At 63.9% G+C, this 15,818-nt stretch carries 12 protein-coding genes; 5 read left to right on the forward strand and 7 right to left on the reverse strand.

Annotated elements, in window-relative coordinates; all coding sequences use genetic code 11:
* The 5 genes from FBY20_RS15900 to FBY20_RS15920 form a co-directional block, all read right to left on the reverse strand.
* On the reverse strand, nucleotides 1-996 hold the full coding sequence (locus FBY20_RS15900; protein WP_142053333.1) for an acryloyl-CoA reductase: 996 nt from the start codon (nucleotides 994-996) through the stop codon (nucleotides 1-3).
* An 18-nt stretch (nucleotides 997-1,014) separates the two neighbouring features.
* Nucleotides 1,015-2,184, reverse strand: a complete 1,170-nt coding sequence (locus FBY20_RS15905) for an acyl-CoA dehydrogenase family protein (RefSeq protein WP_142053335.1) — start codon at nucleotides 2,182-2,184, stop codon at nucleotides 1,015-1,017.
* A 3-nt stretch (nucleotides 2,185-2,187) separates the two neighbouring features.
* Nucleotides 2,188-3,159, reverse strand: a complete 972-nt coding sequence (locus tag FBY20_RS15910) for a tripartite tricarboxylate transporter substrate binding protein (RefSeq protein ID WP_142053337.1) — start codon at nucleotides 3,157-3,159, stop codon at nucleotides 2,188-2,190.
* 20 nt (nucleotides 3,160-3,179) lie between these two features.
* The gene (locus FBY20_RS15915) at nucleotides 3,180-4,163 is read right to left on the reverse strand and encodes a tripartite tricarboxylate transporter substrate binding protein (protein ID WP_062839609.1); all 984 of its coding nucleotides are present in this window, start codon (nucleotides 4,161-4,163) and stop codon (nucleotides 3,180-3,182) included.
* Nucleotides 4,164-4,225: 62 nt separating this feature from the next.
* Entirely contained in the window at nucleotides 4,226-5,392 is a 1,167-nt protein-coding gene (locus FBY20_RS15920) for an acyl-CoA dehydrogenase family protein (RefSeq protein ID WP_056325619.1), read from the reverse strand.
* A 193-nt stretch (nucleotides 5,393-5,585) separates the two neighbouring features.
* Between FBY20_RS15920 and FBY20_RS15925 the strand changes: the two genes are divergently transcribed.
* The 4 genes from FBY20_RS15925 (at nucleotide 5,586) to FBY20_RS15940 (ending at nucleotide 9,847) form a co-directional block, all read left to right on the forward strand.
* Nucleotides 5,586-6,383 carry an IclR family transcriptional regulator gene (locus FBY20_RS15925; RefSeq protein WP_142053339.1) on the forward strand — a complete coding sequence of 266 codons (798 nt, stop codon included), beginning with the start codon at nucleotides 5,586-5,588 and terminating at the stop codon, nucleotides 6,381-6,383.
* Complete coding sequence (locus tag FBY20_RS15930; protein ID WP_056325624.1) at nucleotides 6,373-7,146, forward strand: IclR family transcriptional regulator; 774 nt, start codon at nucleotides 6,373-6,375, stop codon at nucleotides 7,144-7,146. Before FBY20_RS15925 ends, FBY20_RS15930 begins: the two co-directional genes overlap by 11 nt.
* Before the next feature lie 64 nt (nucleotides 7,147-7,210).
* Nucleotides 7,211-7,903, forward strand: a complete 693-nt coding sequence (locus FBY20_RS15935) for a lysozyme inhibitor LprI family protein (protein ID WP_142053341.1) — start codon at nucleotides 7,211-7,213, stop codon at nucleotides 7,901-7,903.
* A gap of 921 nt (nucleotides 7,904-8,824) precedes the next feature.
* Nucleotides 8,825-9,847: a MerR family transcriptional regulator gene (locus FBY20_RS15940; protein WP_056325629.1), complete on the forward strand. Its 1,023-nt coding sequence runs from the start codon at nucleotides 8,825-8,827 to the stop codon at nucleotides 9,845-9,847.
* A 508-nt stretch (nucleotides 9,848-10,355) separates the two neighbouring features.
* Here FBY20_RS15940 and FBY20_RS15945 read toward each other — a convergent pair.
* Together FBY20_RS15945 and blaOXA are read right to left on the reverse strand one after the other, a co-directional pair.
* Nucleotides 10,356-11,798, reverse strand: coding sequence for a DUF1254 domain-containing protein (locus FBY20_RS15945; RefSeq protein ID WP_056325631.1), 1,443 nt, complete (start codon nucleotides 11,796-11,798; stop codon nucleotides 10,356-10,358).
* A gap of 1,463 nt (nucleotides 11,799-13,261) precedes the next feature.
* A complete protein-coding gene (blaOXA, locus tag FBY20_RS15950) occupies nucleotides 13,262-14,167 on the reverse strand; it encodes a class D beta-lactamase (RefSeq protein WP_255452372.1) in 906 nt (301 codons plus the stop codon).
* Between the two features lie 41 nt (nucleotides 14,168-14,208).
* Here blaOXA and FBY20_RS15955 point away from each other — a divergent pair, with 41 nt between their 5' ends.
* Nucleotides 14,209-15,810 carry a hypothetical protein gene (locus tag FBY20_RS15955; protein WP_142053343.1) on the forward strand — a complete coding sequence of 534 codons (1,602 nt, stop codon included), beginning with the start codon at nucleotides 14,209-14,211 and terminating at the stop codon, nucleotides 15,808-15,810.
* Nucleotides 15,811-15,818 lie beyond the last annotated feature (8 nt).

The following is a 15,818-nucleotide window of genomic DNA, read 5'->3' on the forward strand; positions in this document are numbered from 1 at the left end:
TCAGGAGTAGCGGACGACACTGCGGCCGGTGCTGCCGCGTTCGAGCAGGGCGGCAAGCGCCTGCGGCAGCTGGCGGGGTTCGATGACGCGCGCGATCAGGTCCAGGTGCGCGGGGCGGTATTCACCGGCAAGCTTGTTCCAGACCTCGCGCCGCAACGGCATGGGGCTGTTGGCGTTGATGCCCAGCAGCTTGATGCCGCGAAGGATGAAGGGGATGACCGACGTGGGCAGCTCCGCGCCGCCCGCGTTGCCGAAGGCAGCGGCAACGCCGTCCGGCTTCACGCAGGCCAGCGCGTGGGCCAGCAGCGCGCCGCCCACGGAGTCGATCACGCCCGCCCAGCGCGCGCTCATCAGCGGCTTGATGCCGGCCGACGGATCGGGCGGGGCAATCACTTCGTGCGCGCCGAGCGAGCGCAGATAGTCCGCGGCGTCCGGCTTGCCGGTCATGGCGCAGACGCGGTAGCCGCGCTGGCTCAGGATGTCGATCGCGACGCTGGCCACGCCGCCCGTGGCGCCGGTGACCAGCACGTCGCCGTGCGCGGGCGTCAGTCCGCAGTGTTCCATCCAGTGCAGCGACAGCGCGGCGGTGTAGCCCGCTGCGCCCAGCACGGCCGCGTCGCGCAGGCCGATGCCCGCGGGCAGCGGCAGCACCCAGTCATGGCGCACCCGCGCAAACTCGGCATAGCCGCCGTCGCAATCCACGCCGATGCCGAAGCCGTGCACGACGACCTCCCGGCCCAGCGAAAGCGCGGGGTCGGCGGAATGCACCACGGTGCCGGACAGGTCGATGCCGCCGATGCGGGGGTAGTCGCGCACGATGCCGCCGCGTCCCGCCTGCGCCAGCGCATCCTTGTAGTTCAAGCCCGCATAGGCCACCTTGATGAGCGTGTCGCCCGCGGACAACTGGTCGGCGGTCAGCGTCTCGAAACGGCCCAGCGGCGGCTCGCCCGCCGCGTCGGCGTGCAGCCGGTAGGCCTGGAATCGGGGATTGTCCATCGTTGTCTCCATTGAGGCTCAGGCTCGCGCCATCAGCCGGCGCGCCAGCGTGGCGCGGTGCAGTTCGTTGGCGCCGTCGTAGATGCGGAAAGGGCGCATCTCCTGCCAGATCATCGACACGGGCGTGTCGTCGGACAGGCCCAGGGCGCCCATCATTTGCACGGCGCGGTCGGCCACGCGGTTCACGGCGTCGGACACGAAAACCTTGGTCATGGCGCTGTGCTGCTTTACCGGCAGGCCCGCGTCCATGCGGGCCGCGCAGTCCAGCGTCATGAGGCGGCTGGCGTGCAGGTCGATGTGCGAGTCCGCGATCATCGCCTGCACCTGTTGCAGGTCCGCAAGACGCGCGCCGAAGGACTCGCGCTGCGCGACGTAGGCCTGCGCCGTCTCCAGCGCGCGGCGGGCGCGGCCGATGTATCGCATGCAGTGGGAAAGCCGCGCCGGTTCCAGCCTGAGTTGCGCATGGGCCAGGCCCTGGCCCGGCTCACCCAGCACGGCGTCGTCGCCCACCTCGCAGTCCTGCAGCAGGATCTCGGCATGTCCGCCGATCTGGTAGCCCGTGACCATGCCGATGTCGCGCACCACCCGGTAACCCGGGGTGTCGGAAGGCACCAGAAATAAGGTGGCGCCGGTCTCGCCGCGTGCCAGCACCAGGGCAAAGTCCGCGCCCACGCCGCCGCTGATGAACTGCTTGTGGCCATTGAGCACCCAACGCGAACCGCGCCGCTCGGCCCGTGTGCGCAGCATGGACGGGTCGGAGCCGGCGCCTGGCGCCGGTTCGGTCATGGCGAAGCAGGCCCGCTGCTCTCCCCGCACCAGCGGCGCCAGAAAGCGCTCCAGCTGGGCAGCGTTGCCCAGACGTAGCAGCGTCAGCATGTTGGGCTGGTCGGGCGCGGCGCAGTTCAGCGCCGCGGGGCCCAGGAAGCTCCGGCCGGCTTCTTCCAGCACCTCGGCCAGCGCGCGCCAGCCCAGCCCGAGTCCGCCCCATTGCACGGGCAACTGGGGCGCGTACAGACCGGCCTCTTTTGCCCGTGCGCGCAGTTGGGCGACACAACGGTCGAGTGCGGCCACGTCGCGCGCGATGGCCGGGGACTCGGCGGGTATCGCGACCTCGTCAACGAAGCGGCGCACCCGTGCGCACAGGTCCGGCAGGGCATCGCCCGCGTAGCGATCTTGCGTATCCTGCATGGCTTATTCCTCGATCTTGACGCCCGCCTGCTTGACGACGGCGCGCCATCTGCGGGTTTCGTCGGCGATGTGCTGCCCGAAGGCTTCGGGCGTGCCTCCCGTGGGCTGCATGCCAAGGCCGGTGAAATAGCTGCGCACTTCGGGGTCGGCCAGCACGGCGTTGATCTGGCGGTTGAGCTGGCCGATCACGTCCTTCGGTGTGCCGGCAGGCGCCATCACGCCCCACCACGACGAGGCCGACAGCGGCACGCCCAGTTCGGCCAGCGTGGGCACGTCGGGCAGATCGGGGTTGCGTTTTTGCGCCGCGATGGCAATGGGCCGCAGCCGCTGCGCCTTGACCTGCGCATACACCGGGGGCAGGTTGTCAAAGCTCATCTGGACCTGCCCGCCGACCAGCGCGGTGGCGGCCTCGCTGCTGCCCTTGTACGGAATGTGGCGCAGCGCAATGCCCGTCTCGTGCGCGAACTGCTCGCCGGCCAGATGCGGGATGCTGCCCGTGCCGGCGGTGGCGTAGGTCAGGCCGTGCTGCGCGGTGGCGGCACGCTTGATGTCTTCCAACGTCCGAAGCGGGCTGGCCGCCGGCAGCAGCAGGTACACGGGCACATCCGTGGCCCCGATCACCGGCGTCAGGTCCTTGTTCACGTCGTAGGGCAGCTTGGCGTACAGCACGCTGTTGGTCGCAAGATTGGCCGTGCCCATCAGCAGGGTGTAGCCGTCCGGCTGCGCGCTGGCCACGTAGGCCGTCCCGATCTGCGTGGCGCCGCCAGGTTTGTTTTCAACCACCACCGGCTGCCCGATCAGGGGCGCCAGTTTGCGCGCGATCATTCGCGCGGCGGTGTCGGTGCCGCCGCCGGCGGCGTAGGGCACGATCAGCCGCACCGGTTTATCCGGATAGGCGCCCGCCTGGGCGGCGCCCGCCGCGCTCAGCAGGACGGCGGCGCATAGCGCGCGCAACGTTCGAAAGCAGGGGTGCATGGCGGTCTCCTGGCGTCGGCCTATTGGATGCGGGTGCCTGTGGACTTCACCAGCTTGGCCCACCAGGCGGTTTCGTCGGCGATCTGCTTGGCGAACTCGGCCGGTGTGCTGGCCAGCGGCTCGGCCCCCAGCTCCTGGAAGCGGGCCCGCAATTGCGGATCCTGCAGCGCCTTGACCACGGCTGCATGCAGGCGCTCGATCACCGCCGGGTCGGTGCCGGCGGGCGCCATCAACCCTTTCCAGGCCATCACCACAAAGCCCTTCTGGCCGGCCTCGTCAAAGGTGGGAATGTCGGGCGCGGCGGTGGCGCGCTGGTCGCTGGGCACGGCCAGCGCGCGCAGGCCGCCCGCCTTCACCTGGGGCAAGAGGGCGGGCATGTTGTCGATCATGAAATCGATGTGCCCGGCCACCAGGTCGGTGATGGCGGGACCGCTGCCTTTGTACGGCACGTGCTCGGCCTGGATGCCGGTCTGCTGCTTGAGCAGCTCGCCAGCCAGTTGCGCGGGAGAGCCATTGCCCGGCGAGCCGAACGACAGCTTGCCCGGGTTGGCGCGGGCGTATTGCAGGAACTCCTGCAGCGTCTTCACCGGCATCGACTTGGTCACCACCATCAGGTTGTGCTCGCGCTCCAGGCAGGTGATGGGCGCCAGGTCCTTGGCCGGATTGAACGGCATGTTGGCGTACAGGCTGGGGTTGACGACGGTGGGCCCGGCGGCGGCCAGCAGCAGCGTATAGCCGTCGGGGGCCGCGCGCGCCACGAAGTCGCCGCCGATGTTGCCGCCCGCGCCCGGCTTGTTCTCGACGATGACGGGCTGACCCAGGATGGGGTGCAGGGCCTCGGCCAGCAGGCGGCCCAGGATGTCGGTCGAGCCGCCGGGGGCGAACGGCACGATCAGGCGGATGGGCTTGTCGGGGTAGGCGGCCGCGGCTTGTGGCGGCAACGCCGCGCAGGCGAGGGCGGCAGCCAGCGCGCCGATCCATTTGGGCAGGTGCTTGTGCAGCATGATGGGAGTCTCCTTTGGTTTGGCGGGCCGGCGGCTTCTGGTGGCCGTGGTCCCTGGGTGCCCTAGCGGCCGGGCGTGTAGCCCGCCTGGGTCAGCGTGTGGCGGGCGATGGTCAATTGATGGATCTGGCTGGTGCCCTCGTACAGGCGGAACAGGCGCACGTCGCGGTAGAAGCGCTCGATGCCGTAATCGGCGATGTAGCCATAGCCGCCGTGCATCTGCACGCAGCGGTCGGCCACGCGGCCGCACATTTCAGAGGCGAAGTACTTGCAGATCGAGGCGTTCAGCGTCACGTCCACGCCCGCGTCGCGTTCCCGGGCGGTTTGCAGCACCAGCGCGCGGGCGGCCTGGATCTCGGTCTGGCAGTCCGCCAGCATGGCCTGGATGAGCTGGAAGTCCATCAGGGGCTTGCCGAACTGCTGGCGTTCGGCCACAAAGCGCAGCGTGTCGTCCAGCATGCGGATGGCGGGACCGATGCACAGGGCCGCCAGATGGATGCGTTGCTTGTTCAGCACCTTCATCGCGGTCTTGAAACCCAGGCCTTCCTGGCCGCCGATGATGTTGGCCGCCGGCACCCGGCAGTCCTGGAAATGCACGGCCGACACGGGGGACCCGGCCTGGCCCATCTTGTCGTAAGGCTGGCCGGTGGTCAGGCCTGGCGTGCCGCGCTCCACGATGAAAGCCGTGATGCCCTTGGCGCCGGGCGCGTCGGGATCGGTGCGCGCCATGACCGTGAACAGGCCAGCTAGCGGCGCGTTCGTGATGAAGCACTTCTCGCCGTTCAATACGTAATGGTCGCCGTCGCGCACGGCGGTGGTCCGCAGCGCGGTGGCGTCGGAGCCTGCCTGCGGCTCCGTCAGGGCAAAGCACCCGGTCAGTTCGCCCGCCGCCAGCAGCGGCAGGTAGTGCGCCTTCTGCGCCGGGGTGCCGTCGGCGACCAGCGCCTCGGACCCGATGCCGGTGTTGGTGCCGACGCGGGCGCGCAGCGCCACGGAACACTGGGACAGCTCCATGGCGGCCAGGATCAGCTCTTCGGTCGTCATGCCCGCCCCGCCATACTCCTGCGGAATGGAATAGCCGAACATCCCCTGTTCGGCCATGCTGTCGACCAGATCCTGCGGCACCTCATCCAAACGGGCGATCTCGGCCTCGCGGGGCGCGAGCTGGTCGCGCACGTAGCGGCGCAGTGAATCGAGAAATTGCGGGAAACCTTCGGGGTCCCTGATCATGGCGAGTCTCCGTTTTATCGTGGGCGCTGATGCGTGCCGCGTCTTGTTCGAATCAGGCTAGCAAAAGGCCGCCGGATTTGAGACAAGTGTTTCGATATCTTGAACGGCATGAAGGGGGATCCGCAGGCCGGCTGCTCTATCATCGACGGATACGCGGTGCGCATCCCGAGCGCGCCGGACCAGGATCCCGCCCATGACCGCTCGCTCCGGTGAACACCATGCCGACCCCGCCTTCGCCACCACGCTGGCGCACGGCCTGTCGGTGCTGCAGGCGTTCCGGCATGGCGAGCCCGCACTCAGCAACCGTGAACTCTCGGACCGCACCGGCCTGTCCAAGGCCACGATTTCCCGCCTGACGACGACGCTGATGCAGCGCGGCCTGTTGCGCTACGACGCGGGTCTGCGGCGCTACCGCCTTGGCACGGCCGTGCTCTCACTCAGCTATCCGCTTCTGGCCAGCATCAAGGTGCGTCAATTGGCGCGCCCGTTGATGAAGCGGCTGGCCGATGCGGCGGGCGGCTCCGCTTCGCTGGGCATGCACCACGGCTTGAGCATGGTCTACGTGGAAACTTGCCGCGGGCACGATGCCGTGTCGTTCCGACCGGACATCGGCGCTTTGCTGCCGCTGCTGCCTTCGGCGATGGGGCGCGCTTGGCTGGCGCAGGCGCTGCCCGGCGAGGCCGAACCCGTGCTGGCGGCGTTACGGCGGCACGATCCCGCCATCTGGCGGCGCCACGCGCCGGATCTGGCAGCGGCGCAACGGGATTACGCCGAACACGGGTATTGCGTGGGACAGGGGGACTGGCACTCGGACGTACATGCCGTGGCGGTGCCCATGCGCACGCGCGTGGATGGCCAGACGCTGGTCTTCAATTGCGGGGTGCCGGTGACGCGGCTGCGGCCCGGCGACCTGCGCGGCCGCATTGCGCCGCGCCTGGTGACGCTGGTCAAGCGTGTGGAGAAAATGCTGGAGCAGCGCAATGACGCGTGATCCGGACCGCGAACTGACCACCACGCTGGCGCGCGGGATCGACATCCTTACGTGCTTTCGTGCCGACAGGCCCGTGCTGGCCAACAAGGACTTCGCGCAGCAAACCGGCCTGTCGCGCAGCGCGGTGGCGCGTCTGACGCACACGCTGGTGGAACTGGGATTTCTGCAGCGCGAGGGCGAGCCGGCACGCTACCGCCTGGGCGCCTCGGTGCTGGCGTTGAGTTACCCCTTGCTCGCCAGCATGCAGATCCGGCAGCTGGCCCGGCCGTTGATGAAGCAGCTTGCCGACCACGCGCGCGGCGCGGTGTCGCTCGTTGTGCGAGACCGCTTGCAGATGGTGTACGTGGAAACGGCCCGCTCCAACGAGGCGCTGCAGACGCGGCCCGACATCGGCGCGTCGCTGCCGCTGCTGTCCAGCGCCGCGGGCAAGGCATGGCTTGCACGCGTGCCGGACGAGGAACGCGCCGTCGTGCTGAACCAGCTGCGCGTGGCCGACCCAAGGCATTACGCGGCGCACTTCCCCAATCTGGCCGCGGCGCGGCGCGATCTGGAACGCAAGGGTTTCTGCGGCAACAACCAGGAATGGCGGCCGGACGCCTACGGATTTGCGGCGCCGCTGGGGCGGCCGTATCAATCGCTGCTGTATGTCTTCAATTGCGGCGTGCCCACGCAGGATGGGCCTTACCGCGAACGCGCGGCCGACATCGGGCCGCGGCTGGTCGCGTTGGCCAGAGAAACGGAAAGGCTGCTGGGGCTCGTCTGATTGGTGTGCGCTTGATGTCCTTGGCCCATGCGGTGCACGAATTCTCGCTATCATCAGCGGCACCATGCCGACCAAAAATACTCTCCCAGCCGCCTGCGCCGCCGCCGTGCTGTACGCATTTTCCATCTCCGCCATGGCGGCACCGGACGCATCGCCTTCATTCGACTGCGCCAAGGCGCGCACCGGCGCAGAAAAAGCCATCTGCGCAAACCCTCAACTCGCAGCGCTCGATGCAAGCATCGCCAAGCGCTACAACGAAGCGCGCAAATCTCTGGACACCGTCACGTCCGAGGCCTTGTTGCGCGACCAACGGTATTTCACCCAGGTGCGCGACGACGCCTTCGAGAAGCCGTTCGACAAAGACAAACCCATCGAGGAACTGGCAAGCCGCCTGAAGTATCGGGACGCGTTCCTCGCGTCGCTCGACTTGGCAGAACGCAAGGGCTTCAGCGGCAGATGGCGCAACCTCTCCGGCGAGATCACGCTCTGGAAGAAGCCCGACGGCGATATCCTGTATGAAGGTTCGGCCGCACAACCGCACGACGGGCGCTGGTCGTGCAACGTGGAAGCCACTGGCAAGGCCAAGGGCGAGCGGTTGCGTGTCAAGAGCGTCGACACCAAGGGGTGGGTGCTGAACCTGCAACGGCAGGGTGACGGGCTGATCGTTGAGGAACTGCCGCCGGGTGCGGGTTCATCTGGTCCGCCTTATTGCGGGGTGAATGGGACCTTGGGGGGGACGTTTTTTCCGATACGTTGAGGGGGAGTGGAAGGAGTGCGTGGCGGTGAGGGCGGAATTGCGGGGACGGTAAGAGGTAGGGTAATTCTGGATGCTCTCTAGATTCAGCCAAGCCACTGCCGTTGGAACTGGCCGGTGACTGCCGATATTTGACATGGCGTCCTTCGGCCAAGGTAGCTCTTTCCTCTGACTGCTTTCGACCCTAGACGGGCCGTAAAGCCTGGTTCAAGAACTTCTCACAGAGCTTTTCGGCTCAGCTCGAACTTCGTCAACAGACGCTTGAATTCGGATTGCATCGTAGATGTTCAAATTAAACTGAGCCGCGGAGAGTTGGCATTTGGTCGAGCCACGGCTAATCGAGCGCCTGACCTGCTGCTTGGCAAAGCACCGCTGTTGCTGCCAGCACTGCGCCGATGGAGTTCCACTTTGATTGTGCTGCCAAAGTCTCCCGCACTTCCCATCCATCGAATGTCACGCCAGAAAGGTCCGGATTCGTTCCCTTTTTTCCGCCGCCAGACGGCGCTGCCGTATAGCACGCTCGCGAGATACCTTTACCTGGCTCGCGTAGATCCAAGCCGAGGCTGATGCAAAACCTGAAACGATTGAAATTAATGTCAAGATTCCCATGACTGCTTGTTCTCTTTAGGGAAATGTTGGGTAGGTCATCCACAGTATAGGGATCAGCTTCAGCAAAAACGGTGACCCCTGTCTCCTCCTGGCCGAGAACTGTCCTTGTCGACCGGCCGATGACGACCCGAAACGGTCGGGCGGCCGTGACATAGCCCGGTACCGTTGCGCGGTCGACCTACGTGTGCCACCTCCGGCCTGCTGCGGCGGCCGACATCCAATTAAACCCTGACCGCCCACAGGACTTGCAGCACCGCTTGACCCTCACGTAACGTGATGGCCCAAAGTTTGGCCTGCGTATTCGAAGGAGGAAACATGCAACTGACCGTAGGAGAACTGGCAAAGCGTACCGGGCTGACCGTCCGCACGCTTCACCACTACCACGCGATCGGTTTGTTGACGCCTTCAGCGCGCGCCGAAAACGGCTATCGCCTGTACGGTCGCGACGAGATTGCCCGCCTGCATCAGATCCAGGCATTGAGTCGTTTCGGATTGGCGTTGGCGGAAATTGGCGCTTACCTGGACCAGCCCGGCGCGCGCTTGGCGGACGTGATCTCCCGGCAGCTTGCCATGCTGGACCGCCAGATACAGCAGGCCGCGCACCTGCGCGAACGCTTGGCGCAACTGCACGAGCAGCTGGCGGACGGCACGGAGCCTGAGCTGGCCGATTGGCTGAAAGCTTTGGAGATGATGACTATGTATGATAAATATTTTTCGCGAGAAGAACTGGCGCGTTTGCCCCTATACACCCGTGGGCCGGACGGCGACCCGGACTGGCTTGCGTTGGTCCACGAAGTGGAGCAGCTAATGGAGCAGGGCGTGGCGCCCGAGGAGGCTAAACCGCGCCAACTTGCCCATCGCTGGATGGAACTGCTGCTGCGCGATACCAACGGCGATCCGCGCTTGTTGGTGAAGCTGAACCAAATGCACGAGCAGGAGCCCGACATGCAGACGCACGTCGGCATTTCCAAAGCCATGCGCGATTATGTGCTGCGCGCCTTCTCGGAAAGCAAGCTGCTTATCTACGAAAAATATCTGACGCCGGACGAAGCACGGTTCATGCGCGAGCATTACTGCGACAGGATCTCGGAGTGGCCACCGTTAATCGCAGAGGTCCGGAACGCTATTGATGCGGGCGCGGCGCCCGACTCGGAAACCGGCCGGGCGCTGGCGCGGCAGTGGTTGGAACTGTTCAGTTCGTATGCGGGCAAGAACCCGGCCACCCACGCCAAGTTCCGGCAGGCACTGATGACAGAGCCCGACTTGACCGCTGGCACATGGGCGGACGACGCGACGCTGGCGTTTGTCCGGCAGGCGATGGGGACGCTAGCGAAGTAGCCAGCCCCCTGACTTCCCGGCACCAGCCGGGCAAGGCGAATGGACAAGTGGCGAAACTCATTGCCGCCGCAATACGACAGCGTTGATGCCAGAGCACCCTTGTGGCATCGGTCATGTAAGATTCCGTTCGTGCTGGGGAGCGGTCTTTCGTGGTGGGCGATGAGGGGCTGCCGACGTTCACTGACCCTGCAACATCCGCCAAAGCAAAAGGCCGCACTAGGCGGCCATTGCTTTGGACGCACGGCGGGGCCGCGCGTTCGAATCCGCAAGGCGGCCATCGGTGCGACCCGGCAGCTTTCGACCCACAAGAGACATCCACAATGCGTGTTGCGTTATTCGAAGCTGCCGAAAGCTAGTTCCCGACCGACCGCTGAGAGCCGTGACGGGCTATTGATTCAAAGCTGACTCGACGGTGTCCAGCAGTCATGCGATCTGTGAGACACTCCAGGCCGCGTTGGGAGATCACGGCTGAGCCGTGGCGCCGTCGAGGCACTGTCTTCTCCGGAACCTATACGACGCGTTCCACCCCTGGCGGCTGCCACGTCCCTTCCCCGGCTGGCAGGACCGAGGGTGGTGTGATCTTTGGCCAGTACAGCCGCATTACCAGGTAGACCGGCCCATCGGGAGCGGGGAGCCAGTTGGCTTGCCTGTCGCCGCCCGGCGTCTTGTGCTGGATGTAGAGTGTCAATGACCCGTCCGCGTTAACCTTCATCGCAGGCAGCATGGGCGAGTTGATTAGGTAGCGGTCGATCGGGTTCCTGACCAGTAGCTGCGACTTGCCGTCGTACATAGTCAGCGACCAGAACGAATTAACCGGCGGCAACGCGCCGGCCGGAAACGTGAGGGTGTAATTGTGTTTGCTGCAGTCCAGCGTCTGACCATTTGCGTCTACGCGGGTGAACGGGTAAGTTGCCTCGTCCGGGTCATTTCCATATATGCCTGCCTGAGCCGCGACGGCGCGCTTGAGCCAGTCGCCGTTGTAGTGTTCGCTGTTACCCGGCAGTCCGCTTAGCCGCCAGCCATTGATCGCCTTTCCAGTGCTGGCGACGGCTTCGTCCACTTTGCGCTGGCCTTCTTTCATGCCAAGGCCGATCTCCAGTTTTTGGTCCAGCGGCAAATCTCTGAAGTTGAAAGTCTTGCCTGCCCCCACGCCGATGCGCGCGAGTTCCGCGCGGACTGCAAGCTCGTTGGCTTGTGGAGGCGCGAACTGCAGCGCAAAGTCCAGAAACTCGAAGAAGTTGGTCTTCGCCAACTCTTTGTTGATCATGGGAAAGCTGATGGCTGTTGCGGCCGGTGGCGACGCCTGATTCAGGTACGCCGAGAGCATTCGCACCTGGTAACCAGCCTGGACCGCCTTCACGCTGTCGAGATCGTCTGGACCAAAAAGTTGGGTGCGGTAGCCGGCGAGCGAAAACTGTGTGCTGGACCGAAACACCCGCTTGATGCCCACCGGGACGGCACCTTTCCATTCGGGTCCGACCACCATGTAGTCGCCAGCCTCGTTTCCGGTCGTGCGAGTGCCGATATAGCCGTAATTGTAGGTGTTGCCGTCGCAGAGCATGACCGAGTAATAGCGCTTCGGGTCGATCGCCGGCACGGAAAGCACCACCGGCTCTGCCCGCAAGTCCATCCACACGAAGGAATACGGCGTGTCGCTATTGGGCGTGACAATCGCCGTGTCTTTGTAGGTGAATACGTTGGGTTCGTTCTTGATGTGGTTGAAAGGCGCCTTGAATTGCCCCGAGCCGCGATCCACCGCGTACTCATGCATGACGGCGTAGTTCATCACGATAGGCAGGCCGTAAATGAACCCCGCCTCCGCGATGTCCTTCGCACCGAAGAACCCGGGGCGATCCGCGCTTGTCTGTGCCCGAACCCGGCTCGGACCAAGCGTCGTGCCAGTGAGCGCTACAAGTGCACTGGAGCCTAGAAACTCTCGTCTTGTGATCATTGAACGCCTCACCTGTCAGAGCGAGCTTTCCGACGCCCGCACGAAAAGTACTGGTCCTGGAAACGACACTCTATCGGAATCGCCAACAAGACGATATGAGTAGAAAGCACCCGGTAAAGCGTTCCGGATAAGGTTTCTGATTTCGAGGGGGCAACTAACTTGATTTCGGCACGGGAGGTATGGCGAAGCGCGGCCAGTCGCACGTAATGCAACGTCCTCAGGAAGGTCCAGGAGTCGCCGTCTGGAGAAGTTTTCGCATGCGCGCGCTCAAGGAAGAGTGAAGCTCGCGATTCACGGGGGATTGGTTTGTTTCAATTCAGGCTTAGGTTATCAGGGGTGGCGAGCGTACTGTGAAGGCGGGCGTCGGCCACAACAACCTGTGGCACATGCCCAAGATTGAATCGCTATAAATACTGCCGGGCTTCGTCTGCCGCAGACACCATGGAACCTAAATGCCCTTCCCCTTTATCAATCAGCTCGTCACTAGTCTGCATCAAATAGCCGAGAAACATCTTTCACCGAAGGGCGCCGCACTTCCGGCGCTACAGTCAAACCACAACGCTCGATCCGTCGTGCCCAAGACAGCAACCACCCTGATTGATGACCCTTGGACGCCGGACAACTATCACTACGCCGGTTAAGTGCGTACCTTGAAGTGTACCCAGTGCAGTCGGCTCTGGACGTCTTCGCCTGTGCGTCGGGCATGCGCCGGAGATCGTCCACGTCAGCACAACGGGCGGAGAGGCTCTTACCGCACGAGGTGAGCACTACCCCTCAGATAGAGGCCGCATGATGACACTAGACCATACCAAACGCGTCACTGAGATAGTAGCGGTGGACGCCAACGGGATTACGTATGTCATCCAACGTCGCTACAGGGCTGCTCCGAACCACGACGGGGCCTGGGCTAATTACTACTGCTGCTTACGCGACGGCGAGCCCGTCACATGGCTCGGTGATAATAATTACCGGTTGCCGGACGGGACAGCACTCCTCGCGATTGAATGCCGTCTGCCGGACCTCGAACCGTTAAATTGAAGACACTTGGTTTGAAGTGCAGCCTAGGCTCGCGAGCCGGCGGCTTGCTGGACATTCAGCGGCGGTGGTACGAATCCGTGCTTTCGACGCCCAGGAGCACAGGCATGGAAAATCCCGCAGACGGCAAAATATGCCGAGTCATTCGCACGGACGTCGGTAGACTTACCGGCGCAGCATGCGCGGTGATTGTGCTGTCGAACACCTCCCGCCAGGCGATGTATCGCTAAGTGAACGGACAGACCTTAGGAACTCGGTATGTAAAGCGGTGCGATCAAGGACCGCTCCTGGCCGATTGCGGCCGTTGATTAACGTCCGCATCCGGCCCGGTGGACTCGATGCCACCTCTGAAGGGAAAACTGGTGAGCCGTGTCCGATGCTCGCTGTCTGGAGACGCCAGACCTCTCAGATTCGGCGGACTGCGCCGATCACTTGGGAGCGACAGTGCCCATCAACCCCAGATCCCCAAACACCGCGCGCACGATCTTCATGCGTGCAGCGGCATCCTGTTTTTTCTTGACGTCCACGTTAAGCGCGAAATAGAAAACCTTGCCCTCGCGCTCCAGGTAGCCCACCAGCCATCCCGTCTGCTGCGCACCAGGTTCGCCTAGTCCGGCCCAACCCGTCTTGCCGCTCAAACGGTAGTCAGGTGTCTCTTCCAGGACAAGGATGTCCTTGGTCATCTGCACCGTCCGCTCGGACAGGCCGAATTGATTGACATAGAACCGGCGCAGGAATTCCACCTGCTCGTTCGCGGAGATTCTGAGCCCACCGGTTAGCCAGAATTTGTCTATGCCACCAGAAATGTCTCGATTTCCGTAGTTGAAACGGTCGACATAAGCCTGCATACGTTCGGCGCCGATGCGTCTGGCGATTTCCTGGTAATACCAGACGGCGGAGTTCTGTAGCGCCGATTCAAGCGTATGGTTTTGCGCCCATGCTGCCGGCCACCATGGCTGGCGAGGGTTGCGCTTGCTGTCCCACGCGATTTCGAAGTCCTTGCCTTTCGCTACGCCTGTTTCCAGTGCGATAAGCGAGTTGGGAATCTTGTAGGTGGATGCGGGCAGATACCGCTTGTCGGCCCGGACCTCGTCGTAGCGCTGAAATGCTCCGGTCTGTCCGTCAAGCAGGACGAACGTGCCCTCAACTTGTTCCTCCCGGAATCTCGCGCCGATATCGACTTGCGGTAATTCGGCGTGAGCGCCCGCGGACGCGAGCAACGTCATCAGCAGCGGCAAGGCGGCTTTGGCAAACCGACGAAATTTCGAATTCATGTTATCTCCGTGATTGTCATGCGGGATGCATGCGGCCGCCAGAATATGCGTGCGGTTCATGAGCGCCAATCAAGGTGCCGTAACGCCTGTAACATGGCGGCATGACTCAGAACATCCAAATCGATCTGGACCGTCCACCGCTTGTGGACGGCAAGCCTGCGCGGAATCAGTCGGTTTGGCTGCTGCTAAGGGTCTGGTACGCGCAGCAGACCGGTGAGGGGGCTGTGCCCGGGTCGTCATTGCAGGCCCGATATCCGGGGAACGCCAACTTGCGCATGTTTGTTTCCCGCGCGTTTCGGGATTTCGCGGCGTGGGGCGTAGAGGTGGGGTGGGGAAGCGCCATTGACCTGCCGCCTGCGCTGCTCAATGCTTCACGGCGCAGCCAGGGACCATTCTGGATGACGCAAGCGCAGGCAGATAGGGTGCTGTGCCGCCATGGTGCGGCGCCGGCAAGCCTGGACCTCGTGGCGAACTTTCTCGGATTGAGCGGGCATGTGTCCCCGCGCGCAGATCTGCTGCAATACGTGACCCAGGAGGGGGATTACTGGAATCACCTGACCCAGGCCATGCGGCTGGCTCGAGATGGCATGGCGACAACGGGTATGAATTGGGCGGCGAGTTATAGGGCCGCCGACCGAACGGCGCTGGACGACTTTCAACGAGCGTTGGCCATACTGAAAGAGAGTCTGGCATGGCGTCGTCACGGTAACGTAAGGCGTAGCGAGGCCGCGTTAAACAGGCTGGGAAAAATTCTCCAGTCGGAAGCCGTCGGCCCCTCCATGCCGACCTTGTCGGCAATGGCGTCGGTTGCCACAGCCTGGAATAGCTATGCGCGCGGGGATATCAGGCAATCCCATGCCGGACTGGACCGTCTGGCGGCAGACCAGTTTCTGGCGCCGGTCATTCGCTATAACCCCCGCGTGCGATTTGAGTATCTGAATCTGCGTGCGCTGCTGCACAAAGGCAGCGCTCTGGAAGACAAAAGCGCGGATCGAGTCATGAGAATGAACGAGGCGGAGAAAGCGATTAGCGCCTTGTCGGAAGCGCTGCAGGCCGCTTACGAGGCGGACTCTGTCGAGGCGGCCCAGGATGTGGCGGCAAACATCGGATGGACGTTGTGGCTGTTCTGGCAGCAGCGATTGCTGGCTGTCATCAACGACCAGGACGTTCATTCGGTACAAGGAACTTCACTACGCTGGCTGGGGCTGTCTGAATGGATATGCGACCGCTTCGGGGTTGGCGGCAGTTCTGCCTGGAATACGGTATTCGTGCTGCGCATCGCGCGTGGCGGTTGCGACGACAGAAGCGGGGACGTGAAGCGCTTTCAATCGCAATCGCCCCTTCCAGTGGACAAAATGCTGGAGGCGGTCAAGCCGTTTGAAGCCGCCTTCTCGCGCGCCAAGGGCTACGCAGACTGGTCGAATGTCGCGGCGTTTACGCTTGAGGAGAATGATGCGGGCCGGGTTTTCTACGGGGCTCATCAGGTGGCCAATCTGCTGCTTGAGTTTGTCTGGTTTCGCACGCACAGCAAGGGGCTGAGTCGTGAAGTGTTTGCGGCGGTGGAGCGGCTGGCACACATCGTCCAGGGGTTGGGTCCCGGCCAACGACGCTTTTTCAGGGAAAGCCTCAAGGCCCTGCCGGAGCCGCTGCAGATCGCCGCAAAGGATGCGACGGCTTCGCGCAACGGCAAGAAGCCGGCGTGATTGGCGTT

This window comes from Achromobacter sp. SLBN-14 (assembly GCF_006715415.1).
GTDB classification, from domain to species: Bacteria; Pseudomonadota; Gammaproteobacteria; order Burkholderiales; family Burkholderiaceae_B; genus Achromobacter; species Achromobacter mucicolens.

Excerpts from the sequence above, each read along its gene's own strand:
- FBY20_RS15935 (WP_142053341.1), top strand. The coding sequence starts at position 7,211 with ATGCCGACCAAAAATACTCTCCCAGCCGCCTGCGCCGCCGCCGTGCTG.
- FBY20_RS15905 (WP_142053335.1), bottom strand. The coding sequence starts at position 2,184 with ATGCAGGATACGCAAGATCGCTACGCGGGCGATGCCCTGCCGGACCTG.
- FBY20_RS15930 (WP_056325624.1), top strand. The coding sequence starts at position 6,373 with ATGACGCGTGATCCGGACCGCGAACTGACCACCACGCTGGCGCGCGGG.
- FBY20_RS15900 (WP_142053333.1), bottom strand. The coding sequence starts at position 996 with ATGGACAATCCCCGATTCCAGGCCTACCGGCTGCACGCCGACGCGGCG.
- FBY20_RS15910 (WP_142053337.1), bottom strand. The coding sequence starts at position 3,159 with ATGCACCCCTGCTTTCGAACGTTGCGCGCGCTATGCGCCGCCGTCCTG.
- FBY20_RS15915 (WP_062839609.1), bottom strand. The coding sequence starts at position 4,163 with ATGCTGCACAAGCACCTGCCCAAATGGATCGGCGCGCTGGCTGCCGCC.
- blaOXA (WP_255452372.1), bottom strand. The coding sequence starts at position 14,167 with ATGAACCGCACGCATATTCTGGCGGCCGCATGCATCCCGCATGACAAT.
- FBY20_RS15955 (WP_142053343.1), top strand. The coding sequence starts at position 14,209 with ATGACTCAGAACATCCAAATCGATCTGGACCGTCCACCGCTTGTGGAC.
- FBY20_RS15940 (WP_056325629.1), top strand. The coding sequence starts at position 8,825 with ATGCAACTGACCGTAGGAGAACTGGCAAAGCGTACCGGGCTGACCGTC.
- FBY20_RS15925 (WP_142053339.1), top strand. The coding sequence starts at position 5,586 with ATGACCGCTCGCTCCGGTGAACACCATGCCGACCCCGCCTTCGCCACC.
- FBY20_RS15945 (WP_056325631.1), bottom strand. The coding sequence starts at position 11,798 with ATGATCACAAGACGAGAGTTTCTAGGCTCCAGTGCACTTGTAGCGCTC.
- FBY20_RS15920 (WP_056325619.1), bottom strand. The coding sequence starts at position 5,392 with ATGATCAGGGACCCCGAAGGTTTCCCGCAATTTCTCGATTCACTGCGC.